This window comes from Roseomonas sp. WA12, from assembly GCF_054165765.1.
In genome coordinates, this window is the sequence record NZ_CM135108.1 from 4,458,140 (window position 1) to 4,478,771 (window position 20,632).

Genomic DNA, 20,632 nt, shown 5'->3' on the forward strand with positions numbered 1-20,632 from the left:
CTGCGGGAGGTGCGCTGACAATGCATTGGCGCTGTACGTAGGGTTCACGATGAGCTCGAACGGGAGCGGGAGCTGGTTGCAGCACCCAACCCGCATCGGTTTCAGAGCCCCGATCTGTCCTACAATCTGATTATTGTTGACTCGTGACCGATGCCGTTGGACGCTGCTTCATCACCCGGAAACAGGGTGAGAGGAGACGTTCTTGTCCGACACGATGTTGCACTGCCGGCCATGCCGGGTTGCGGCGCCATGCCTGTGAGCGCGGTGGTGGCGAGGCGAGCGCCGGCCCGGGAGCAAGCTGCGCCCAGCCTGGCTCGAGAGGCTGCATCGGCAGCCCTGGCCCCGCACCACCATGACGAGGCCGTTGTCGGGAAGGTTCAGACCTGCCTTCTGGATGTGATCGGTGCGGCACTGGAAGCCCGTGACCTTCCCTGGGGACGGCAGGCCGTCGGGATCGCCCCCCTTGTGGCGGACGGTGTGCCAATCATCGGGGCGGCTCGGTGCACGACGGTCGGGGATGCGGCATTCGCCAATGCCGTCCTTGCCCATGGGCTGGTGCGTGAAGACATGCATGCGGCCTCGATCAGCCACCTCGGTGTCGTCGTCATCCCGACGCTGCTGGCCCTCTCGCGGATGCGGCCGACATCGGGGCGGCGATTCATCAGCGCAGCTGTCGCGGGATACGAGGTCGGCGCGCGCATCGGCGCCGCGCTGTTCACGACCGAACTCGCGCGCCTGTTCCGCCCCACTGGCATCACGGGACCGATCGGCGGGGCCGCTGCCGCCGCGGTGCTGATGGGGTTGGACCTGGACCGCGCGACGAGCGCGATCGGCATGGCAGCCAACGCGACCGGTGGGCTGAACGAGTGGCCGGCAGTGGGCGGCACGGAAATGTTCTTCCACCCCGGTTTCGCCGCCCGGAGCGCAGTGACCTCCGCAATGCTTGCGGAACTGGGCGCAGAAGCGTCTGAAAGCGCCCTCGACGGCGATGCCGGGATGTTTGCGGCCTTCCGGCGCGACGGAACACGGCCGGCGATCCGCTTCTTCGACGGCCGGCCTGAGATCATGGCCGTTTACAACAAGCCTGTCCCTGCCTGCAATTTTGCGCAGACCGCGTGCCAGCTGGCCTTGCAGCTCTCGCGCGAGCATGGCGTGCGTGCCGAGGAGATCCGGAGAATCCTGATCCGCGTGCCGAAAGCCGCCGCGCGCTATCCGGGCTGCGACAGCATGGGACCCTTCTCCAAGCTGCTCCAGGCCAAGATGAGCATCCCCTTCGGCGTTGCGGCGACCCTGCTGCGGGGCGCCATCGAGGAGGCGAACTACTGCTTGCCGATCGGGCCGGAGATGGAGCGCCTTGTAGGTTTAATTACGCTGGAGGAGGATGCTGCGCTCACTGCCGCCTTCCCCGCCCGGCAAGGCGCGGAGATGGAGCTGGCGTTGGACGGTCGTCTGCTCAGTGGGTCGCTCGCCGACGTCGTTGCGGCGTCGCCGGCGGAGGTTCGCGAGCGCTGCGAGCGCGCCGCGACGGACACCTTGGGCCGGGAGCGCGGAGCGGCAATCCTTCGCTTCGTCGAAGACATGCCGGCCACGGCGGACATGGCGCCGCTGGTTGGCCTGCTGGCTGCGGAGAGGGACGCCGCGCCGTGATGCCGCAGTTGGAAGGCCTGCTGCAGGCGCTCAATGCCGGGCTGCTGCTCGGGGCTCATTACGGGCTGATGTGCGTCGGCCTCAGCCTGATCTTCGGTGTGATGCGCGTGATCAACTTCGCGCATGGCGACTTCATGATGGTGGGGATGTACGCCGCCTTCCACCTCTTCGCCCTGCTGGGGATCGGCACTCTGTTCGGGAACGAGGCGGGGCCGTTCATCGCTGCGCTCCTGGCCGGGCCTGTGCTGTTCGTGCTGGGCTACGTCGCGCAGCGTTTCCTGCTCTCGCGCGTCACGGGCACTCGGGTGGGGTCGTTGGAAGGTGAGGGGCACTATGCCCAGCTGATCCTGACGCTCGGCCTGTCTTTGATTTTGCAGAGCGGCGGGCAGATTCTTTTCGGCAGCGTGCCCGTCTCGATCCCGAGCGACATCTCCTCGGAAGCCTGGGAGATTGAGCTGGCGGATGGCGCGCTTGTGCTGTTCATCAACCAGGCCCGCGCCTGGGGTGCAGCGATCGCGGGCGCCCTTGTCATCCTGCTGGTGCTGGTGATCACGCGATCCCGCCTCGGCAAGTCGCTGCGCGCGGCAGCGGACAACGTGCAGGCCGCGCTCTACATGGGTATCGACGTGGACCGCGCGCACCGGATCACCTTCGGGCTGGGCGTGGGCATCACGGCCGTGGCGGGCGGGCTGCTCGCCTCGAGCTATCCCTTCACGCCGTATGTCGGGCTCGAATACGTCATCATCATGTATGCGGGGGTGGTGCTGGGCGGGCTCGGCTCCACCGTCGGCGCTTTCTGGGGCGGGCTGCTGATCGGCGTCATCCAGCAATGCTCCGCGTTGCTGCTGCCGACCCAGCTGCAGAACACCGCGATCTTCGTCGTCTTCCTGCTGGTGGTGTTCCTGCGGCCGCAAGGGCTGCTCGGCCGCGTGTCGGAAAGGACCTGAGCGCCGTGTTCCGAGCCCTGAGCCGTGCGCGCATGATCCTGCCCGTGGTCGCATTCTGCGCGGCCTATGCGGTGCTGGCGATGTTCGTCACCAATTCCTATCACCAGCTCACGCTGACGCTGGTGGCCGTCTGGGCCATCTTCGGCCTGTCCTGGAACTTGCTCTCGGGCATGACAGGGCTTGTTTCCTTCGGCCATGCCGCGTTCTTCGGACTGGGCGCCTATACCGTCGCGCTGCTTTTCGTGAAGCTCGGCCTGACGCCCTGGTTCGGCATCCCGGTTGCCGCCGTGTTCGGTGGGCTTGCCGGGTTGCTGATCGGCCTGCCGACCTTCCGGCTACGGGGGCATTACTTCGCGCTGGCGATGCTGGCCTATCCGCTGGCGCTGCTGAACATCTTCCTCTGGCTCGGCCATCAGGAGGTTTCGCTGCCGCTGATTCGCGAGCGTGGCTGGGCCTACATGCAGTTTGCCGACCACCGCGTGTACATCCTTCTCGCCATTGGCCTGCTGCTGGTCACGATGCTCGCGATGCGGATGGTGGAGCGCTCTCGCTACGGGCTGGCGCTGACGGCGATCAAGCAGAACGAGGCGGCCGCGGAAGCAGTAGGAATCGATACGCGCCGGCTGAAGCTCATCACCATCACGGCGAGCGGCGCCGTGGCGGGAATGATCGGCGGCTTTCATGCCGTGATCCTCCTCGTGGTCACGCCCGAAGCGGTGTTCGGCATGCTGATTTCCGCCCAGGCGCTGACGGTGGCAATGTTCGGCGGCGTCGGCACAGTCTGGGGGCCGGTGATCGGCGCGCTGGTGCTGATCCCCTTGGGGGAGACGCTGCACGCGCAGTTCGGCGCGGTGCTGCCGGGCATCCAGGGCGTGGTGTTCGGGGTGGCGATCATCGCCGTGATCCTTCTCGCGCCGGAGGGTGTGTACTGGAAGGTGGCCGACTTGCTGCGGGGTCGGCGCGGGACGGCGATCAGACCCTTCACCCCCGCCGCAGTTTCGGCCGCGGGGGGCGACGCGCCCGAGCAGGGAAGGAGCGCCGTGGCGGCGGATGCGCCGGTGATCCTGCAGGCGGAGGGCGTCTCTCGCGCATTCGGCGGCGTGAAGGCGGTGCAGGAGGTCAGCTTCTCGATCCGCAAGGGCGAGATTCTCGGCATCATCGGGCCCAACGGTGCGGGCAAGACCACGCTGTTCAACCTGCTGAACGGCTTCGTGCGCCCCGATGCCGGCCGCGTGCTGCTGGACGGGCAGGATGTGACGGGTCTGCCCCCCAACCGGCTCTGCCGCCTCGGCGTCGGGCGGACCTTCCAGGTGGTGCGTCCCTTCGCGCGGATGTCGGTGGCGGACAACGTCATGAGCGGCGCCCAGGCGGCCGGCAGCATCGAGGAGGCGCGGGCGCTGGCGCGGGCGGCGATGGAACGGGTCGGCCTGAGCGGGATGGCCGATGAGCGCGCGGGCATCCTGAGCAACCTCGACCTGCGCCTGATGGAGCTGGCCCGCGCCCTGGCCGGCCGGCCGCGGCTGGTGTTGCTGGACGAGACCTTCGCAGGGCTCGGCGGGCCGGAGGTGGAAAGGCTGCTGGAGGTGATCCGCGGCATCGCGGCCGAGGGCGTCACGGTGGTGATCATCGAGCACACACTGCACGCCATGGTCCGGCTGGTGGACCGCTTCGTCGTGCTCGACCACGGCGCCGTACTGGCGGAGGGCCTGCCGGAGGAGGTGACCGGCAATCCCGCCGTCATCGAGGCCTATCTCGGAAGCAAGTGGAGCGCCCGTGCTGGAGATTGACGATCTGCACGCCGGCTACGGCGGCTCTTCGGTGCTGAAGGGCGTGAGCCTGCAGCTGCGCCAGGGAGAGTTCGTCGCCGTGGTCGGGCCGAACGGCGCCGGGAAGACGACACTGTTCAAGACGATCTCGGGCACGGTCGCGGCGCGGGCGGGCCGCATCCGATTCAACGGGACCGATCTGGCGGCCATCCCCGCCGCGCGTCGGCCGCATCTGGGCATCGCCCATGTGCCGGAGGGACGGCAGCTCTTTCCCTCGCTGACGGTGATGGAGAACCTGGAGATGGGTGCCAGCACAGAAGCGGGCCGCCGCGACTGGGCGCGTAACCTGGCGCAGGTCCTGGAATGGTTCCCGATCCTGGCGGAGCGCCGGAACCAGCTGGCTGGCACGCTCTCGGGCGGGCAGCAGCAGATGGTGGCGGTCGGCCGCGGTCTTGCCTCCTCGCCGCGGCTGCTCATGCTTGACGAGCCCTCGATGGGCCTCGCCCCCGCCGTCGCCGAGTTCATCTTCGACCGGCTGACAGAAATCCATCGCCAAGCCGGGATGACGATCCTGCTCGTGGAGCAGCGCGTGGCCGAGGCGCTGGAATCGGCAGATCGCGGCTACGTGCTGGAGGCCGGGCGCATCGTGCTGGAGGGCACGCATGCGGCGCTGCGCAGCGATGACCGGGTCCGACAGGCTTATCTGGGCATGTGATGCAACGGCAGCCGGCAAACCGGCGCCATACTGGGGAGAGGGACGGATGACGATCTCTGGCACGGGCGTTCTGCGGCCCACGCGGCGCAATCTCCTTGCGGGGGGTGCAGCACTGGCAGGAACCGGCCTCCTGCCGGGCGCCGGGCGCGCGCAGTCGGCAGCAGGTAGCACGATCAAGGTGGGGCTGCTGGTGCCCCTTTCTGGCATCTACTCTCGCTTCGGTCAGCTGATGCGCATGGGCGCGGAGCTCGGCATCAAGCATGTGAACGAGCGGGGCGGCGTGCCCTCGCTCGGCGGCGCGAAGCTGGAGCTGCGGCTGTTCGATGCCGGTGATTCGACCGAGAAGGCGAAGAACGCGGCGCAGCGCATGGTGGCCGACAACCCGGATCTCGTGGCCTGCTCCGGCGCCTATCTCTCCTCCTTTACCCTGTCGGCGACGGAGGTGACGGAGCGGGCGGAGCTGCCGATGCTGACGCTCAGCTACTCCGACCTGATCACCACGCGCGGCTTCCGCTATGTATTCCAGACCTCGGCCAAGGCGGGCGATCAGGCAAACGAATCCCTACCCATTCTGCTGGACTTGGCGCAGCGGGCCGCGGGCAAGCGGCCGGAGACGGTGGCGATCCTGACGGACAACACAGCCTCCTCCCTCTCCTTCGTGCAGCCCGTCCGCGACAACGCGGCGAAGTTCGGCCTGCGCATCGTCATGGACGAGACCTTCACCCCGCCGCTTTCGGATGCGACGCAGCTGATCCAGAAGGTGCGCTCGGCGAGGCCCGAGGTGATGATCATGCCGATCACCGTCATCTCGGACGTGAAGCTGCTGATCGAGAAGATGAACGAGTTCGGTCTCGGCCGGGGGCGGGTTCCGACGATCGGCAACGGCATCGCCATGGCGCAATCCGATCTGCTGCAGAACATCCGCCCTGCGCAGATGGAGGGCTTCATCACAGTGGTGGGGAACTGGGATGCCAAGGGGCAGGAGGCGATCATCGACGAGTTCAAGCGCGTCTCCGGCGAGCCCTGGATGGGGCAGAACAGCATCGCGACTTATGGCGACATCTGGATCATGCGGGACGCGCTGGAGAAGGCCGGGCGTGCCGACCGGCGCGCAGTGGCCGAAGCGCTGCGCACGATCGATATTACTGAGGGCGCGGCCCTGTACTATCCGGGACGCCGCGTGAAGTTTGATGCCAGCGGTGTGCGGGAAACTGCGGGGCCAGTGGTGGTGCAGTGGCAGAACAACAGGCCCGTCACCGTCTATCCGAGCGATTCGGCCACCGCCGAGATCTTCTGGCTGAAGCGCTGACGAAAAGTCGGCCTGCCGTACGACAGGTTCGGCGGGTCGCCTATTGGGGGATACGAGCATCATGCGAATTGTCATCACCGGCGCGGGGAGCGGGATCGGGGCCGCGACCGCGCGGCTGCTGATCGAGCGTGGCCACCAGGTGGCCTGCCTGGACCGGGACATCGAGGCGGCGCGGCGCGTGGCCGACGGGGCGCATCCGGCCATCGCCGTAGACGTGGCCGACGAGCAGGCGGTGGTCCGCGCTTTCGACGAGGTGCGGGCGACCTTCGGCGGGCTGGATGCCCTGGCCACCTGTGCCGGCGTCTTCGAGACCACCTCCTTCGAGGAGACCACGGTCGCGATGTTCCGCCGCGTGCACGAGGTGAACGTGATCGGCACCTTCCTCTGCCTGCGCGAAGCGGCGGGGATGATGGAGGCGGGCGCGCGCATCTGCACGGTGGCGAGCGTGGCAGGACTGCGCGGCGGCGGGCTGGCGGGCACCGTTTCCTATGCCACCAGCAAGGGCGCGGTGCTGGCCATGACGAAGAACGCGGCCCGCGTGCTGGGGCCGAAGGGTATCGCGGTGAACACCATCGCGCCAGGGATGATCGACACGCCCTTTGCCGCGACCCCGCTTCAGGATCCCGCGACCCGGGCGCGGGTGGAGGGCATGACCTCCTTCAACCGGCTAGGCACGGCGGAGGAGATCGCACCGGCTATCGCCTGGCTGCTCTCGCCCGAGGCCTCCTATGTGCACGGCGCCACGCTCGTCGCCGATGGCGGGATGGTCATGTACTGACCCACCGGCTCTATCGTTTCTGGGGAGACCTCGGATGAGGATCGGGATCGACGAGGCGCGGCATCTCGCTGAGCGCGGGCTGGAGGGGCTGGGGCTCTCGGCGGCGGAGGCGGTGCGGGTTGCGGAGCACCTGCTGGATTGCGAGCTGCGCGGCCTTGGCTATGCCGGGCTGGCGCGGGTGCTGAGCGTGGCGGAACGATATGCCGACAGGCCGCATCAGGGCCGGCCCATCGCGCTGCTCTCGGAGACGCCCGTTTCCGCCCGGCTGAACGGCGGCGATAATGTTGGCTACCTCGTCGGGTATGAGGCGACGCGCATCGCGATCGGCAAGGCGTTGGCGAGCGGCATCGCCATCGTCGGCGCGAACGACACTTGGTACACCGGGATGCTGTCCTTCTATGCCGAGATGGCGACGCAGGCGGGGTTGGCGGTGATGATTGCCTCCAACGCCACGCCCTGGGTCGCGCCGGCGGGCGGCACGGAGCCGCGCTTCGGCACCAATCCCATCTGCTTCGGCTTCCCGGGCGAGGAAGGGCCGGTGATCTGGGATATCGGCATCTCCAACATCATCCACGCGCAGGCGGTGATGGCGCGGCGGCTGGGGCAGGCATTGCCGAAGGACGCGGCCTATGACGCAGAGGGGCGGCCGACGACGGATCCCGTCGCAGCGCTCAACGGCGCCTTCATGGCCTGGGGCGGGCATCGGGGGAGTGGGCTCGGCATTGTCGTGCAACTGCTTGGGATGATCGCGGGGTCGCCGGTGATGCCGGAGCATCTGTCGGACTTCGGCTACCTGATCATCGCCTTCCGGCCCGACCTCCTCTCCCCGCTGGAAGAGGTGAAGCGCAAGGTCTCCGCCTACTCGGCGCTGATCCGCGCGACGCGGCCGGTGGAGGGCGGCCCGCCCGTGCGCATGCCCTTCGACCGCTCCTCGGCACTGCGTGCGGAGCGGCTGGGGCAGGGGGAGATCGAAATCCCCGATGCCATCCTGGGCGCGGTGCGGGCACTGGCGGCACAACGGTAGAAGCCGCCAACGCCGCGGGTGCTAGCGCGGGGCGAGCCCGGCGCGGCCGACAACCTCGGTCCAGCGCGTCACGTCCGAGGCAATGCGGTCCCGCATGGCCACGGGGCCGCGTTCGGCCGATGGCGGGATGGTGGTTGCCAGATCAGCGAAGCGGGTTGCCACGGCCGGTGTGGCCAGGGCGGCATCGATCGCTTTCAGCAGCCGGTCCACCCGCGCCTGCGGCAGGTGGGCAGGGCCCGCGATGGCGTTCCAGATGACCATGTCGAAGCCCGGTACGCCGGCCTCGGCGAAGGTCGGCACCTCGGGGAGCTGCGCGATTCGGCTCGAGCCCGTGACGGCCAGGGCGACCGCCGTGCGGCCCTGATGCGCCGGGATCATCGTGACCGTCTGGTCGATGACCGCCGTCACCGTGCCGGCCGCGAGGTCGCTCATGGCAGGGCCCGCCCCGCGATAGGGGACGAGCATGGCCTTCGCGCCGAGGATCGACAGCAGATAGGCAGGGGCGAGATGGCCGGTGGTGTTGGTGCCGGGCGTGCCGAAGGTGACCTCCTCGCCCCGGGAGCGGATGCGCTCGATCAGCGTGCCCAGGTCGCGGATCCCGGAGCGCGGGCCGGCGGCGATGACCATGGGCACGTTGGCGACGATGCTGATGGGCGTCAGATCCCGGCGCGGATCGAAGTTCGGGTCGGCGCCGAGGGCAACCGTCGCCGCCATGGAGGCGAGGTTGCCGAAGCCGATCGTGTAGCCGTCGGGCTCGGAGCGGACGAGGCGCTGCGTGCCGACGACGCTGCCCGCGCCGGTGACGTTCTCGACCACGACGGTTCGGCCGAGATCGGCACCCATCCCCTGGGCCATGAGGCGCGCGAGCGCGTCGAGCGTGCCGCCTGGCGCCGAGGGCACGATGAGGGTGAGGGTGCGGCTGGGATAATCCTGCGCGGCAGCAGGGCCGATACCGATCAGGGCCGCAAGCCCGAGCAGGAATGCCGGACGCAAGGCGGTGCTGCGCATGAGGGTTCCTCCCGAATTTTTATCCTCTTCCGGGAGGTGACCACGGCGCCAGAAGCCGATCAACAGATTTGTCGGACAATCATACGACGGCTTGATGTGGGCCCGCTGACGGTCCTAGGCTTGTGGCAAGCTAGAACCGGAGGAGATGCCCATGAGCACGAAGCCGATCCCGCAATCCGCCCAGCGCGACCGCGTGCGTAAGACCGTGCCCGCGCTCGTCGAGTACACGGAAGGCGTCGTCTACGGCGACCTGTGGGAGCGTACGGATCTGTCCAAGCGGGACCGCAGCCTCGTTACCGTGGCGGCGCTGGTCGCGACTTATCGGCCGGAGCAGCTCTCCGTGCATATCGGCCGGGCGCTAGATAACGGCGTGACGCAGGAGGAGATCGCGGGCCTCATCACCCATCTCGCCTTCTATGCCGGCTGGCCCGCGGCGATGTCGGGCGCGCAGGTCGCGACCGAGGTCTTCGAGAAGCGGGAGGGCTGAGCGCCATGCGCGTCGGGTTCATCGGCCTGGGCACCATGGGTGCCAGCATGGCCGCCAATCTCGCCAAAGCGCCGGATGTGGCGCTGGTGGTGCACGATGTCCGACGCGAGGCGGCGGATGCGCTGGTAGGGGGTGGTGCGGAATGGGCGGCCTCGCCTCAGGCAATGGGCGAGGGCTGCGAGGTGGTCTTTACCTCCCTTCCGGGCCCCGCGGAGGTGAAGGCCGTGGGGGCGCAGCTGTTCGAGACGCTGCGCCCGGGATCGGTGCTCATTGATATTTCAACGAACGCTGTTTCCGCGGTGCGCGAGCTGCACGCGGCGGGCGCGGAGAAGGGCGTGCACGTGTTGGACGCGCCGATCAGCGGCGGACCGCGCGGCGCATCCAGCCGCAAGCTCGCCTTCTTTGTCGGCGGGGACGCGGCAGTGTTCGAGCGCTGCCGGCCGCTGCTCGCGGCCATGGGGGACCGCCCGATCCGCGTGGGCGAGATCGGCGCGGGCAGCATTGCCAAGCTGGCGCACAATCTTTCGGGCTACGCGCTGAACGTTATCATGGCCGAAGTCTTCGCCATGGGGTCAAAGGCCGGGCTGGATCCGCTGGCGCTGTTCGCCGCCATCCGGCAGGGCGTGCATGGCCGGCGCCGCACCTATGACGGGGTGACCGAGCAGTTCCTCATCAACAGCTACGATACGCCGGCCTTCCAGCTTCGCCTGGCGCATAAGGACGTGTCGCTCGCCTGCGCCCTGGGGCGTGAAGTGGGCGTGCCCATGCGCATGGCGGCGCTGACGCTGGAGGAGATGACCGAGGCGCTGGGCCGCGGCTGGGGCCAGCGGGATTCGCGCTCTGCCATGCTGCTGGAGCTGGAGCGGGCAGGGGTGGAGATCGAGGTGGACCGGGCGGCGATGCAGGCCGTGCTGGATGCGGATGGCGCGCCATGACCTACGAGGTCTACGCCATCCGCTACGCTCGCCGGGACGCCGTGCGGGCGGAGCACTTCATCGGCGGCGATCCGCATGACGGACCCATGCCGATGGACTACTTTGCCTGGGCCCTGGTGAAGGACGGCCGCGCCATCGTGGTGGACACCGGCTTCACCGCGGAGGTCGCCCGCAAGCGGCGCCGCGAGTTCCTGCGCTGCCCGGTGGAGGCGCTCGGGCTGATCGGGATCACGCCCGATGCCGTGGACGATGTGGTGCTGACGCACCTGCACTACGACCACGTCGGCAATTTCGACCTTTTCCCCCGCGCGCGCTTCCACCTGCGGGAGGAGGAGGTGCACTACGCCTGCGGCCGCTACATGCGCCACAAGCAGCTCTCCCACTCTTTCGAGGTGGAGGATGTGGTGGGCATCGTGCGGATGAACTATGCCGGGCGCGTGGTCTTCCATGACGGGGTGGTGGAACCCTGGCCCGGCATCCGCCTGCATCCCACGGGCGGGCATTCGGCGGGGCTGCAATTCGTCTCGGTCGAGACAGCGCGTGGGAGAGTGGTGCTGGCCTCCGACGTCACGCATTTCTACGAGAACATGGAGAGCGGCCGCCCCTTCACCACCGCTTTTCATGTCGGCGAAATGCTGGAGGGTTTTGACCGGCTGCGCGCCGTTGCCGACAGCCCCGCGCATATCATTCCCGGCCATGATCCCGAGGTGATGCGCCGCTATCCCGCGCCGCGGCCGGAACTGGAAGGTATCGTCGCGCGGCTGGACGTGCCGCCGCGCAGCTGAGGGAGAGGGCCGGGACGGTGATCCCGACCCCGCCTCTACTCGGCGGCGCGGTTCCCGCCGCCAAGCGTCTCGCCCACAAGCCGCTCGGAGAACTGCGCCATGGCCGTGTGATCCTGGCCCGGGCCCAGCAAACCCTGCGCGCTCGCCCACATTTCCCGGCACAGCGCCGCGAAGGGGGTGGGTGTATTGGTGTCGCGCCCGACCTCAAGCGCGACGGATACGTCCTTTGCCATCAGGTCTAGCCCAAAGCCGGCATCGAAGCGGCGGGATAGAACGAACTGCTTGAACTTCTTCTGCGTGCTGTTGTTCATACCCGTGGAGGCATTCAGCACGTCCACCATCACGGCGGGATCAAGGCCGAAGCGCTGGCCGATCAGCAGCGCCTCCACCCCGATGAGGAAGCCGGCCGCGCCCATCAGGTTGTTCAGTGCCTTCATGGCCTGGCCCGAGCCGACGCTGCCGACATGGGTGATCGTGGTGCCCATGGCGCGCAGCACGGGATCGGCGCGGGTGATCGCCTCCGCCTCGCCACCGAGGATGATGGCGAGATCCCCGGTCTTGGCCCGCGGCACGCCGCCGGAAACGGGGGCGTCGATCATCGTGACGCCACGCGCGGCGAGGGTTTCGGCAAAGCCGCGCGTGGCAGTCGGCACGCCCGAGCTCATCTCGATGACGAGGGTGCCGGGGGCCAGCGCATCCCCCATCGCTTCCAGCGCCTGACCGACATGCTTCGATGTGGGCAGAATGGTGATGACGGCGTCGGCGCCGCGCACAGCCGAGGCCGCATCATCGGCGGCAGCGCCGCCCACCTCTGTCGCGAAGCGGGCGGCGCGCTCGGGTACTGCATCGAAGACCACGAGATCGAAGCTGGCTTCGATCAGCCGGGCCGCCATGGGCCAACCCATATTGCCGATGCCGATGAAGGCGATCCGGCGGAGGCTCCGATCGCTCATTCGGCGGGTTTCGCGGGTTCGCCGGTCAGCGCGCCCTCCTTGACCAGCACCTCATGCGCCGCCTTGAAGGCGTCGAGACCGGCCGGGATGCCACAATACACCGTGGCGTGCAGCAGGATCTCCTTGATCTCCTCCACCGTCACGCCATTGGTCAGCGCGCCCTTCACATGGAGCTTGATCTCGGGCGTGCGGCCGAGGGCGGTCAGCATGGCGAGGTTCAGCATGCTGCGCGTGCGGCGGTCCAGGCCCTCGCGGGTCCAGGCATAGCCCCAGCACCACTCGGTCGTGATACGCTGGAAGGCCATCATGAAGTCGTCGGCCTTGGCGATGCCGCCATCGACATATTCGGCGCCGAGCACGGCGCGCCGGACTTCCAGCCCTTTCTCGAACCAAGTGTCGTCGGACATGCTGTTTCCTCCGTCGTTGCTGTAGCCTAGACACTTGTCTGATTGTCGGTCAATTCCGATTGCGCCGGTTTACTCGTTTCTGTCTGGACGGGGAACGGGCGAGCAACCAAATTGCCTGGGCCGGCTGGGACTTCTCCCATCGCCTGGGACATGGAGAGCAATGCCGAACGACGCGTCCTTGCGCATCACGCCACAACCTGTACGGCGGCAAGTCGAGGAACGCCTTCGTGAGGCGATCATCAGCGGCCGCTTCATGCCAGGTGATCACCTGTCCGATCGCCTGCTCTGCGACCTGTTCGGCGTCAGCCGCGGGGTGATCCGGGAGGCGGTGCGCCTGCTCGAGGCGGAAGGGCTGATCGACGTGGTGCCGAATCGCGGGCCCTTCGTCGCCTATCTTTCCCCGGCCGAGGCCAGCCAGGTCTACGAGGTCCGCGCCGTGCTGGAAGCACTGGCAGGCCAGGGCTTCGCAGAGCGCGCCTCCGAGGACGAGATCGCGGAGCTGCGGGCCGTGTTCGAGGAGATCGCGGCGGCCCGGCCAGGCCTGGACCGCGTGGCGCTGTTGGGGCTGAAGCGGCGCTTCTACGATGTCCTGCTGCGGGGCTGCCGCAACGCCTATGTGGCGCGGATGCTGGACCAGGTGCTGAACCGGAACACCCAGCTCCGTGCCACCACCCTCTCGGACCCCGAGCGGCTGCCACGCACGGTCACGGAGATCCGCCGCATTGTCGAGGCGATCGAGCGGCGGGACGCGGAGGGCACCTGGCAGGCCTGCCGGGACCATGTGACCCAGGCCGCCCGCGTCGCCCTTCGTATCCTCAACCAGCAGGCGAGCGAGAAGGCTGAGGCGGCGCGAGGCCGCGTCCCGGCGCCCGCGGCGGACTGAAGCGGCCTATTTCACGGCCGAGAAGCCTGTTGGCTGCAGCATCAGGTTGGTGATGCTGGCCACGATGGCACCGTTCTTCTCCGTCTCGGCCCGCTTGGCGATCCATTCAGGATCTGCCTGGAAGGCGTTCCACTTCGTCTCGCGCTCCGCCAGGGACTGCCATTCCAGCAAGTAGTAGAGGTCCTGGTTCGAATCGCCGATAGCGACCGTCCAGAAGCCGGCCTGGCGGATCCCGTGCTTCTGCCAGATGTCCAGCGTCATCGTCTCGAAGCGCCGAAGCAGGTCGGGAAGGCGCCCAGGGACGCAGTGATATATGCGGAGCTCATGGATCAAGGTCGTTTCTCCATTGACAGCAGGGCGAATTGGCCCTGATCGGACCCATCCTGTCATCTGTCAGACAATCTGAAAATCGTTGACAGAGTGTTTGGCGCACGGAACCCTGTTCACCAAGGCCCGCCACAAGGGCCAGGACGACGAGCAGGAAACACGCCATGGCCCAGATCACACGACGCGCCCTCCTCGGTGCCGCGGCCGCGCTGCCGCTTGCCGCACCGGCCCTGGCCGCCTTTCCCGACCAGCCGGTCCGCGTCATCGTGCCGTGGAACGCGGGCGGGCTCGCGGATGTCGTGATGCGGGCCATCGCCCCTGCCATGGCCGGCCCTCTCGGCCAGCCCGTGATCATCGAGAACCGGCCGGGTGCCAACGGCGCGGTGGGCACGCAGGTGGTCGCGCGCTCCGCTCCGGATGGGCACACGCTGATCCTGGCGAATGCCGAGACGCATGCGATCAACCCGCTGATCTATCCGCGCCTCGCCTACAACCCGGCAACGGATTTCACGCCGGTCACGCTCTTCGCGCGCGGTCCCTTCGTGCTGCTGACGCGGCCCGGCTTCGGCGTAGACAATCTGCAGGGCTTCCTGGCCAAGGCGCGCGCGGAGCCGGGGCGGATTACCTTTGCCTCCTGGGGCATCGGAAGCACCTCGCACCTGGCGATGGAATCCCTCATCAAGCAGGCGGGGCTGCAGATGCTGCATGTGCCCTTCACGGGCGCGGCGCCGGCCAGCACGGCGCTTGTGGCGGGGCAAGTGGACGTGATGTTCCTCAATGCCGGTCCGGCAGAAGCAGTGGCGCGCGATGGGAAGGTGAGGATCCTGGGCGTCGGCGCCACGCAGCGCATTCCCTTGCTGCCGGAAACGCCGACCATGGCGGAGTTGGGCATGCCCGTAAGCGCGGGGAACTGGTTCGGCCTGCTCGGGCCCGCGCGCCTGCCCATGCCGGTCGCGGAGCGCATCGCAACGGTGGTGGCGGAGGTGCTGAGCCAGCCTGCCGTGCAGACCATCTTCCGGGCCCAGGCCGCACTCCCCGTGAGCACGAAACCCGAGGAGATGCGTGCCTTCATCGCCGAGGATCGGGCAGGATGGGCCAATGTGGTGCGCGACCTCAACATCCAACTGGAGTGAGAGGCGCGCAGCCAAAGCGGGTGCGCGGTGTCTCAGCCCCCGCCCACTTTCACCCCCGCCCATCCCTCGACCAACTTGGCGACGGAGGTGAAGTCACTCTCCGGCCCGAAGGTCGCGCCCGTGACGGCGAGCATCTGCCGCACGGCGCTGCCGACCACCATCGGCACGCCCATCGCCCCCGCCTCATCCACGCAGAGCCCGACATCCTTGAGGGAGAGCGCGGTGGTGAAGCCGAAGTCGAAGGTGCGGGGGATGACGGCGCGCGGGAACTTGTCCTGCGTCGCGCTGTTGCGGCCGCTGCTGCTGTTGATGACCTCGCACATCAGGCTCGGGTCCAGCCCTGCCTTCACCCCCATCACAATGGCTTCCGACGACGCGACGAGGGCCGTGGCGGCGAGGAGGTTGTTGCACAGCTTCATCACCTGTGCCTGGCCCGGCTTCTCGCCGCAGAAAAAGGGCTTGCCCATGACGCGGAGCACCGGCTCCAGCGCATCGAACTCGTCGCGCGGGCCGGAGACCATGATGGCGAGCGTCCCCTTTTCGGCCCCGGTGATGCCGCCGCTGACAGGGGCATCAATGGAGAAGCGGCCCTGCTCCGTGAAGACCGCCGCCACCTGCTGGGCGACACGGGGGCCGGTGGTGGAGAAGTCCACGAAGCGCCGCGCCCGCTGGCCGCGCAGCACGCCGTCCGGGCCGAGGCCGACGGCTTGCACCACCGCCGGCGTCGGCAGGCTGGCGAGGACGGTGTCGGCGAGATCCGCCACCTCTGCGGGGCTGGCGGCGCGGCGTGCACCGCGCGCGACCAGCGGCGCCATCGCAGTCTCCACGGGGTCGTACACCACCAGGGCGTGCCCGGCCTCCAGCAGGCGGGCCGCCATGCGGCTGCCCATCTGGCCGAGCCCGACGAATCCCAGAACCTCGTCCGCCATCACGTCTCTCCCTGGCCATTCCGGCCTTCGCTTCGGGTCTATGCAGCCGAAGAGAAGGGGACAAGCTGAAACGTGATATCGATACCAAGATTCTGCCGGTCAGGTACTTTCGCGCTGAATAATCTCGAAGCCCAGGTCGACGACGACCCGCTCCTGCGAGCGCCCCTGGATCCGGTCGAGCAGAACCTCCGCCCCGCGCCGGCCGATCCCCGCCCGGGGCAGGCGCAGGGTGGTGATCGGCGGCACGACGTGGCGGAGCATGTCGATGTCGTCGAAGGCGGCGAGCGCGACCTGGCCGGGCACCGCCCAGCCGCGCCGCTGGCACTCGAACAGGGCACCCGCGGCCAGCACGTCGCCGGCGAAGAACACCGCATCCGGCGCCGCTTCGCCCTGGACCAGCCGCACCACCGCCTCCGCGCCCGAGGCAAGGCCGGGCGGCATCTCGAGCATCAGGCGCGGGTCGGCCGCCAGCCCCAGCTCGCCCATCGCGGTGCGATAGCCGCGCTGGCGGTCCCGGCTGCGATCGTTCTGGGCCGCGGAGAGGCTGACGAAGGCGATACGCCGATACCCCAGCCGGTGCAGGTGCAGCACCATGGCGCGGGCGGCGTCGTGGTTGGAATAGCTCACCGCCATGTCCAGCGGGTCGGGCACCAGCGTACCCGTTTCCACCACCGGCACCCCCGCGCGGCGGATCATCTCGATCGCGGCCGGGGTGTGGCGCGTGTCGTGCAGCATGAGCCCGGCGACCTGCTGCGCCAGAAAGGCGGTGATCAGCGCCTCCTCGCCTTCCATGCTGTAAGCACCATCGGCGATCATCAGCTGGAAGCCGCTGTCCCGCAGCACGGCCGAGACGCCCTGGATGGTCGGCGCATAGAGCGAGTTGTCCAGATTGGGCACGATCAGCCCGATCACGTTGGATCGCATGGAGGAGAGATTGCCGGCCAGACGGTTTGGCACGTAGCCTACCGCGCGCACGGCCTCCTCTACCCGCCGCCGCACGGGTTCGGAGACCTTCGACGGGTCGCGCAGGGCGCGCGAGACCGTCATCGGCGAGACGCCGGCCCGTTGCGCCACGTCGCGCATGCGGCTGGACGTGCCGCGGCCGCCGGCATCATCCGGCAAGGCCGGGCGCCACTTCGAGCAACAGGGGAGGGGATATCCGGCCATGAGCCAGGACGACGACACCTACGAGATCCATGCGGTGCGCTACGCCCATCACGACCGGCCCGCGCATGAGAACTTCATTGGCGGCGACCCGCATGACAACGCGCCCATGCCGCTGGACTACTTCGTCTGGGCCATCATCGGGCGAAACCGCCGCTTCGTGCTCGACACCGGCTTTGACGCGGAGATCGCCCGCAAGCGTCGGCGCGAGCTGATCCGCACGCCGGCCGAGGGGCTGGCCATGATCGGCGTGGACGCGGCGTCGGTGCCGGACGTCATCCTCTCCCACATGCATTACGACCATGCCGGCAATCACTCGATGTTTCCCGCCGCCTGCTACCACATCCAGGACCGGGAGATGGCCTATTGCACGGGGCGTTGCATGTGCCACGGGGTCCTGCGCCAGCCCTTCGAGGCCGCGGACGTGACGGCCATGGTCGGGCGAGTGTTCGAGGGCCGGGCCCGGTTCCATGACGGCTCCGCCGAGATCGCGCCGGGACTGAGCGTGCATCATGTAGGCGGCCACTCGCTGGGCCTGCAGGTCGTGCGGGTGAGGACACGGCGCGGCTGGGTCGTGCTCGCCTCCGATGCCACGCATTTCTACGCCAATTTCCAGCAAAGGCGGCCTTTCCCGATCGTCGCCGACGTGGCGCAGATGCTGGAAGGCTACGACACGCTGCACCGCCTCGCGAGTTCCCCGGACCACATCATCCCCGGGCACGACCCGATCGTGTTGCAGCGCTACCCGGCCTCCGCGCCGGGGCTGGAGGGGATCGCGGTGCGGCTGGACGCCTCCCCGGCCGACTGAGGTCGGCGGTTCAGACGGCGCGGACCCACCCTCCGTCCACATCCAGGATGGCGCCCTGGATGTAGGAGGCGTCCGGCCCCGCCAGGAAGGACACCACCCCGGCGATCTCCTCCGGCTCGCCGAAGCGGGCCACGCCGGTCTCGGCGGCGATGGCCCGGGCGGCGGCTTCCGGATCCAGCCCGCGCTCCTGGGCCAGGGTGTCGATCCGGTCGGTCAGCCGCCCCGTCCGGATGCTGCCGGGGTTGATCGCGTTGACGCGCACGCCATCCGTCACGCCGCGATCTGCCAGGGCCTTGGTGAGGTTCATCAGGGCGGCGTTGACTGAGCCGCCGATGGTGAAGTCCGCGCTGGCCACACGCCCGCCCACCCCCGCGACCAGCACGGCGGAGCCGCCCGAAGCCTGGAGATGCGGCCAAGCGGCGCGGCACAGGCGCACCGCCCCGAACAGCTTCAGCGCGTAGCCATCAGCCCAGGCCGCGTCGTCCAGCAACAGGAAGTCACCGCGCTGCGTGGCGCCGGCGCTGTGCACCAGCAGGTCCAGCCCGCCGAACCCACCGACTGCGGCCTCCACCGCCTCGGCCGCCGCGCCGGGGAGGGACAGATCGGTGGCATGGAAGGCGCAGCCGGGCAGCCCGGCGGCTTCTGCCTCCAGCGTTGCGGCCGAACGCGCCACCAGCATCACCCGCGCGCCATCCGCCGCAAGGCGCCGCGCGATGGCGAGCCCGATGCCACGGCTGGCGCCGCTCACCAGGGCCGACCGGCCCTCCAGCCCTCGTGCCATTCCCACCACCCTATTCCAGCGTGACCCGGGCATCGCGCACCACCCGCCCGATCTCCTCCATATCCCGGCGGATCAGCCCGCCGAATTCGGCGGGCGTCCCGACCGCAACCTCGGCGCCCAGATCCAGTAGCCGCGCGCGCTCGGCCGGGGCGGAGAGGATGGCGCCGATCGCCGTGTTCAGACGCTCCACCGCGGCCGGCGCCATGTCGCGAGGGCCGATGCAGCCGTACCACTCGTCCCGCTCGAAGCCGGGGATGCCGGATTCCGCGATGGTCGGGATTTCAGGCAGATAGGGCGCCCGCCGGGCGGAGGTGACGGCGATGGCCCGCAGGCTGCCGTCCCGCACGAAGGGCAGGGTGGAGCTGGCATTGCCGAACATCAGCTGCAGCGAGCCGCCGACGAGATCCGCCAGGGCAGGCCCGCCACCGCGATAGGGCACATGGACCATGTTCGCCCCCGTCGCCAGCTTGAACATCTCCCCCGAAATATGCACGGCCGAGCCAATACCGGGTGAGCCGAAGGAAAGCCCGCCGGGCCGCTGCTTCGCGAAGCGGACCAGATCCTCCACCGAATGCACGGGCAGCGAGGGGTGCACCACGAGGATGTTCGCCACGCGCGAGTGCAGCGCGATGGGCGTGATGTCCCGCACGGGGTCGTAGGACTGCCGCTGCAGGAGCGCCATGGAGATGAGGGTGCTCGTCACGATGCAGAAGGTGTAGCCGTCGGCGGGCGCGCGGATCAGCTCGGCCGTGCCGATGGCGCCGGAGGCGCCACCGCGGTTGTCGATGACCACGGGCTGGCCGAGGGCGGCGCTGAGGGGCTGTTGCATCTGTCGCGCCAGGATGTCCGCGCCGCCGCCGGGTGGCCAGGCGACGATCAGGCGGATCGGCCTGGCGGGCCAGGCCTGGGCGCGCGCCAGGCGCGGCGCCGCGAGCGCGGCCGCGCCGGCCAGCAGTGTTCTGCGATGCATCTCCTGTCTCCTCCATCGCGCCGGTGTTCCGGTCGCGTCCCAGTTCAGGCGGCGGACCAACCTCCATCCATCGGCAGCACGGCACCGGTGATGTCGCGGCCCGAGCGGCCGCACAGGAAGCCCACCATGTCGGCGACCGCGTCAGCCTCGACGAAGCGGCCGGTGGGCTGCTTGCCATGCAGCACCGCCGCCGTGGCAGCCGCTTGATCCATTCCCTCGGCCTCCATCAGGACTTGGATTCGGTGTTCGATGCCGGGGGTCAGGCTCGTGCCGGGGCAGAGAGCGTTGCAGGTGATGCCCTGCCGCGCGGTCTCGAGCGCGACGGCCCTGGTCATGCCGATCAGCCCGGTCTTGGTCACGACGTAGCCGACGCGGTCCGCCGTGCCGATCAGGCCGTAGATCGAGGACATGTTGACGATCCTCCCCCAGCCGCGGGACCGCATGCCCGGAAGCGCCAGGCGGATGGTGTGGAAGGCGGCGGAGAGGTTCACGGCGAGATCCGCGTCCCAGTGCTCCGGCGGCATGGCGTCGATCGGGGCGAAGTGGCGGGTGGCGGCATTGTTGACAAGGATGTCCAGCGGGCCGGCGGCTTCGCCGAGCGCCACGATCTGCCCGGGTTCGGCGAGATCCGCGCGGTGGTAGGCGGCAGCGACGCCGAAGTCGCGGGACAGGGCTGCCCGCACCTCCTCGGCTGCATCCGGCGCGGCGAGACCGTGCAGCACGATATCGCAGCCATCCGCGGCAAGGCGGCGCGCCACGGCCAGCCCCAGCCCGCCGGTGGAACCGGTCACGAGGGCGCGACGTCCGCGCAGCTCGTCGCTCATGCGTGCCCTGCTTCCTGCACAGACGCCATTGACCCTTCCCCCTGACCGCGCC

22 protein-coding genes are annotated in these 20,632 nt (G+C 68.9%); 13 read left to right on the forward strand and 9 right to left on the reverse strand.

The annotated features are described in order from the left end of the window. Positions 1-249 precede the first annotated feature (249 nt). The 7 genes from ACVBD7_RS21110 (at position 250) to ACVBD7_RS21140 (ending at position 8,186) form a co-directional block, all read left to right on the forward strand. Positions 250-1,647, forward strand: coding sequence for an MmgE/PrpD family protein (locus ACVBD7_RS21110; RefSeq protein WP_458095208.1), 1,398 nt, complete (start codon positions 250-252; stop codon positions 1,645-1,647). Next, entirely contained in the window at positions 1,647-2,594 is a 948-nt protein-coding gene (locus tag ACVBD7_RS21115) for a branched-chain amino acid ABC transporter permease (RefSeq protein WP_458095209.1), read from the forward strand. Before ACVBD7_RS21110 ends, ACVBD7_RS21115 begins: the two co-directional genes overlap by 1 nt. Before the next feature lie 5 nt (positions 2,595-2,599). Then, the gene (locus ACVBD7_RS21120; protein ID WP_458095210.1) at positions 2,600-4,381 is read left to right on the forward strand and encodes a branched-chain amino acid ABC transporter ATP-binding protein/permease; all 1,782 of its coding nucleotides are present in this window, start codon (positions 2,600-2,602) and stop codon (positions 4,379-4,381) included. Continuing rightward, a complete protein-coding gene (locus ACVBD7_RS21125) occupies positions 4,368-5,075 on the forward strand; it encodes an ABC transporter ATP-binding protein (RefSeq protein ID WP_458095211.1) in 708 nt (235 codons plus the stop codon). Before ACVBD7_RS21120 ends, ACVBD7_RS21125 begins: the two co-directional genes overlap by 14 nt. A 46-nt stretch (positions 5,076-5,121) precedes the next feature. After that, positions 5,122-6,384: an ABC transporter substrate-binding protein gene (locus tag ACVBD7_RS21130; protein ID WP_458095212.1), complete on the forward strand. Its 1,263-nt coding sequence runs from the start codon at positions 5,122-5,124 to the stop codon at positions 6,382-6,384. Between the two features lie 61 nt (positions 6,385-6,445). Next, on the forward strand, positions 6,446-7,162 hold the full coding sequence (locus ACVBD7_RS21135; protein WP_458095213.1) for an SDR family NAD(P)-dependent oxidoreductase: 717 nt from the start codon (positions 6,446-6,448) through the stop codon (positions 7,160-7,162). A gap of 34 nt (positions 7,163-7,196) precedes the next feature. Then, positions 7,197-8,186 (forward strand): Ldh family oxidoreductase, encoded by a 990-nt coding sequence (locus tag ACVBD7_RS21140; protein WP_458095214.1) that lies wholly within the window; start codon positions 7,197-7,199, stop codon positions 8,184-8,186. A 21-nt stretch (positions 8,187-8,207) separates the two neighbouring features. Here the strand turns inward: ACVBD7_RS21140 and ACVBD7_RS21145 are convergent, their stop codons facing one another. Further along, positions 8,208-9,194: a Bug family tripartite tricarboxylate transporter substrate binding protein gene (locus ACVBD7_RS21145; protein WP_458095215.1), complete on the reverse strand. Its 987-nt coding sequence runs from the start codon at positions 9,192-9,194 to the stop codon at positions 8,208-8,210. 151 nt (positions 9,195-9,345) lie between these two features. Between ACVBD7_RS21145 and ACVBD7_RS21150 the strand changes: the two genes are divergently transcribed. Genes ACVBD7_RS21150 through ACVBD7_RS21160 form a run of 3 tightly spaced genes read left to right on the forward strand, consistent with a single transcriptional unit; the run spans position 9,346 to position 11,401 of the window. Further along, positions 9,346-9,681, forward strand: coding sequence for a carboxymuconolactone decarboxylase family protein (locus ACVBD7_RS21150; RefSeq protein WP_073134178.1), 336 nt, complete (start codon positions 9,346-9,348; stop codon positions 9,679-9,681). A 5-nt stretch (positions 9,682-9,686) separates the two neighbouring features. Then, on the forward strand, positions 9,687-10,616 hold the full coding sequence (locus ACVBD7_RS21155; protein ID WP_458095216.1) for an NAD(P)-dependent oxidoreductase: 930 nt from the start codon (positions 9,687-9,689) through the stop codon (positions 10,614-10,616). Then, positions 10,613-11,401, forward strand: coding sequence for an N-acyl homoserine lactonase family protein (locus tag ACVBD7_RS21160; RefSeq protein ID WP_458095217.1), 789 nt, complete (start codon positions 10,613-10,615; stop codon positions 11,399-11,401). Before ACVBD7_RS21155 ends, ACVBD7_RS21160 begins: the two co-directional genes overlap by 4 nt. 35 nt (positions 11,402-11,436) lie before the next feature. Here the strand turns inward: ACVBD7_RS21160 and ACVBD7_RS21165 are convergent, their stop codons facing one another. Beyond that, the gene (locus ACVBD7_RS21165; protein WP_458095218.1) at positions 11,437-12,354 is read right to left on the reverse strand and encodes an NAD(P)-dependent oxidoreductase; all 918 of its coding nucleotides are present in this window, start codon (positions 12,352-12,354) and stop codon (positions 11,437-11,439) included. Further along, a complete protein-coding gene (locus ACVBD7_RS21170; RefSeq protein WP_073134169.1) occupies positions 12,351-12,761 on the reverse strand; it encodes a carboxymuconolactone decarboxylase family protein in 411 nt (136 codons plus the stop codon). The genes ACVBD7_RS21165 and ACVBD7_RS21170 overlap by 4 nt, the downstream gene beginning before the upstream one ends. Positions 12,762-12,921: 160 nt before the next feature. Between ACVBD7_RS21170 and ACVBD7_RS21175 the strand changes: the two genes are divergently transcribed. Next, positions 12,922-13,644, forward strand: coding sequence for a GntR family transcriptional regulator (locus tag ACVBD7_RS21175; protein ID WP_458095219.1), 723 nt, complete (start codon positions 12,922-12,924; stop codon positions 13,642-13,644). 6 nt (positions 13,645-13,650) lie between these two features. Here ACVBD7_RS21175 and ACVBD7_RS21180 read toward each other — a convergent pair whose 3' ends face one another. Beyond that, positions 13,651-13,977 (reverse strand): NIPSNAP family protein, encoded by a 327-nt coding sequence (locus ACVBD7_RS21180; protein WP_458095220.1) that lies wholly within the window; start codon positions 13,975-13,977, stop codon positions 13,651-13,653. Between the two features lie 158 nt (positions 13,978-14,135). Here ACVBD7_RS21180 and ACVBD7_RS21185 point away from each other — a divergent pair, with 158 nt between their 5' ends. Beyond that, positions 14,136-15,104 (forward strand): Bug family tripartite tricarboxylate transporter substrate binding protein, encoded by a 969-nt coding sequence (locus tag ACVBD7_RS21185; protein WP_458095221.1) that lies wholly within the window; start codon positions 14,136-14,138, stop codon positions 15,102-15,104. Between the two features lie 32 nt (positions 15,105-15,136). On the opposite strand, the gene ACVBD7_RS21190 is transcribed toward ACVBD7_RS21185, so the two are convergent. After that, on the reverse strand, positions 15,137-16,033 hold the full coding sequence (locus tag ACVBD7_RS21190) for an NAD(P)-dependent oxidoreductase (protein WP_458095222.1): 897 nt from the start codon (positions 16,031-16,033) through the stop codon (positions 15,137-15,139). A 99-nt stretch (positions 16,034-16,132) separates the two neighbouring features. Further along, on the reverse strand, positions 16,133-17,155 hold the full coding sequence (locus ACVBD7_RS21195) for a LacI family DNA-binding transcriptional regulator (protein ID WP_458095223.1): 1,023 nt from the start codon (positions 17,153-17,155) through the stop codon (positions 16,133-16,135). 43 nt (positions 17,156-17,198) lie between these two features. On the opposite strand from ACVBD7_RS21195, the gene ACVBD7_RS21200 reads away from it, so the two are divergent. Then, the gene (locus ACVBD7_RS21200; RefSeq protein ID WP_458095224.1) at positions 17,199-18,005 is read left to right on the forward strand and encodes an N-acyl homoserine lactonase family protein; all 807 of its coding nucleotides are present in this window, start codon (positions 17,199-17,201) and stop codon (positions 18,003-18,005) included. A gap of 10 nt (positions 18,006-18,015) precedes the next feature. Here ACVBD7_RS21200 and ACVBD7_RS21205 read toward each other — a convergent pair whose 3' ends face one another. From ACVBD7_RS21205 to ACVBD7_RS21215, 3 genes are read right to left on the reverse strand one after another with little or no spacing between them, the layout of a single operon-like run. Then, the gene (locus ACVBD7_RS21205; RefSeq protein ID WP_458097741.1) at positions 18,016-18,786 is read right to left on the reverse strand and encodes an SDR family oxidoreductase; all 771 of its coding nucleotides are present in this window, start codon (positions 18,784-18,786) and stop codon (positions 18,016-18,018) included. 10 nt (positions 18,787-18,796) lie between these two features. Next, positions 18,797-19,756 (reverse strand): tripartite tricarboxylate transporter substrate binding protein, encoded by a 960-nt coding sequence (locus ACVBD7_RS21210; RefSeq protein ID WP_458095225.1) that lies wholly within the window; start codon positions 19,754-19,756, stop codon positions 18,797-18,799. A gap of 44 nt (positions 19,757-19,800) precedes the next feature. After that, positions 19,801-20,580: an SDR family NAD(P)-dependent oxidoreductase gene (locus ACVBD7_RS21215; RefSeq protein ID WP_458095226.1), complete on the reverse strand. Its 780-nt coding sequence runs from the start codon at positions 20,578-20,580 to the stop codon at positions 19,801-19,803. Positions 20,581-20,632 lie beyond the last annotated feature (52 nt).

Excerpts from the sequence above, each read along its gene's own strand:
- ACVBD7_RS21110 (WP_458095208.1), top strand. The coding sequence starts at position 250 with ATGCCTGTGAGCGCGGTGGTGGCGAGGCGAGCGCCGGCCCGGGAGCAA.
- ACVBD7_RS21115 (WP_458095209.1), top strand. The coding sequence starts at position 1,647 with ATGCCGCAGTTGGAAGGCCTGCTGCAGGCGCTCAATGCCGGGCTGCTG.
- ACVBD7_RS21130 (WP_458095212.1), top strand. The coding sequence starts at position 5,122 with ATGACGATCTCTGGCACGGGCGTTCTGCGGCCCACGCGGCGCAATCTC.
- ACVBD7_RS21135 (WP_458095213.1), top strand. The coding sequence starts at position 6,446 with ATGCGAATTGTCATCACCGGCGCGGGGAGCGGGATCGGGGCCGCGACC.
- ACVBD7_RS21140 (WP_458095214.1), top strand. The coding sequence starts at position 7,197 with ATGAGGATCGGGATCGACGAGGCGCGGCATCTCGCTGAGCGCGGGCTG.
- ACVBD7_RS21145 (WP_458095215.1), bottom strand. The coding sequence starts at position 9,194 with ATGCGCAGCACCGCCTTGCGTCCGGCATTCCTGCTCGGGCTTGCGGCC.
- ACVBD7_RS21150 (WP_073134178.1), top strand. The coding sequence starts at position 9,346 with ATGAGCACGAAGCCGATCCCGCAATCCGCCCAGCGCGACCGCGTGCGT.
- ACVBD7_RS21155 (WP_458095216.1), top strand. The coding sequence starts at position 9,687 with ATGCGCGTCGGGTTCATCGGCCTGGGCACCATGGGTGCCAGCATGGCC.
- ACVBD7_RS21160 (WP_458095217.1), top strand. The coding sequence starts at position 10,613 with ATGACCTACGAGGTCTACGCCATCCGCTACGCTCGCCGGGACGCCGTG.
- ACVBD7_RS21165 (WP_458095218.1), bottom strand. The coding sequence starts at position 12,354 with ATGAGCGATCGGAGCCTCCGCCGGATCGCCTTCATCGGCATCGGCAAT.
- ACVBD7_RS21170 (WP_073134169.1), bottom strand. The coding sequence starts at position 12,761 with ATGTCCGACGACACTTGGTTCGAGAAAGGGCTGGAAGTCCGGCGCGCC.
- ACVBD7_RS21175 (WP_458095219.1), top strand. The coding sequence starts at position 12,922 with ATGCCGAACGACGCGTCCTTGCGCATCACGCCACAACCTGTACGGCGG.
- ACVBD7_RS21185 (WP_458095221.1), top strand. The coding sequence starts at position 14,136 with ATGGCCCAGATCACACGACGCGCCCTCCTCGGTGCCGCGGCCGCGCTG.
- ACVBD7_RS21190 (WP_458095222.1), bottom strand. The coding sequence starts at position 16,033 with ATGGCGGACGAGGTTCTGGGATTCGTCGGGCTCGGCCAGATGGGCAGC.
- ACVBD7_RS21200 (WP_458095224.1), top strand. The coding sequence starts at position 17,199 with ATGAGCCAGGACGACGACACCTACGAGATCCATGCGGTGCGCTACGCC.
- ACVBD7_RS21205 (WP_458097741.1), bottom strand. The coding sequence starts at position 18,786 with ATGGCACGAGGGCTGGAGGGCCGGTCGGCCCTGGTGAGCGGCGCCAGC.
- ACVBD7_RS21210 (WP_458095225.1), bottom strand. The coding sequence starts at position 19,756 with ATGCATCGCAGAACACTGCTGGCCGGCGCGGCCGCGCTCGCGGCGCCG.
- ACVBD7_RS21215 (WP_458095226.1), bottom strand. The coding sequence starts at position 20,580 with ATGAGCGACGAGCTGCGCGGACGTCGCGCCCTCGTGACCGGTTCCACC.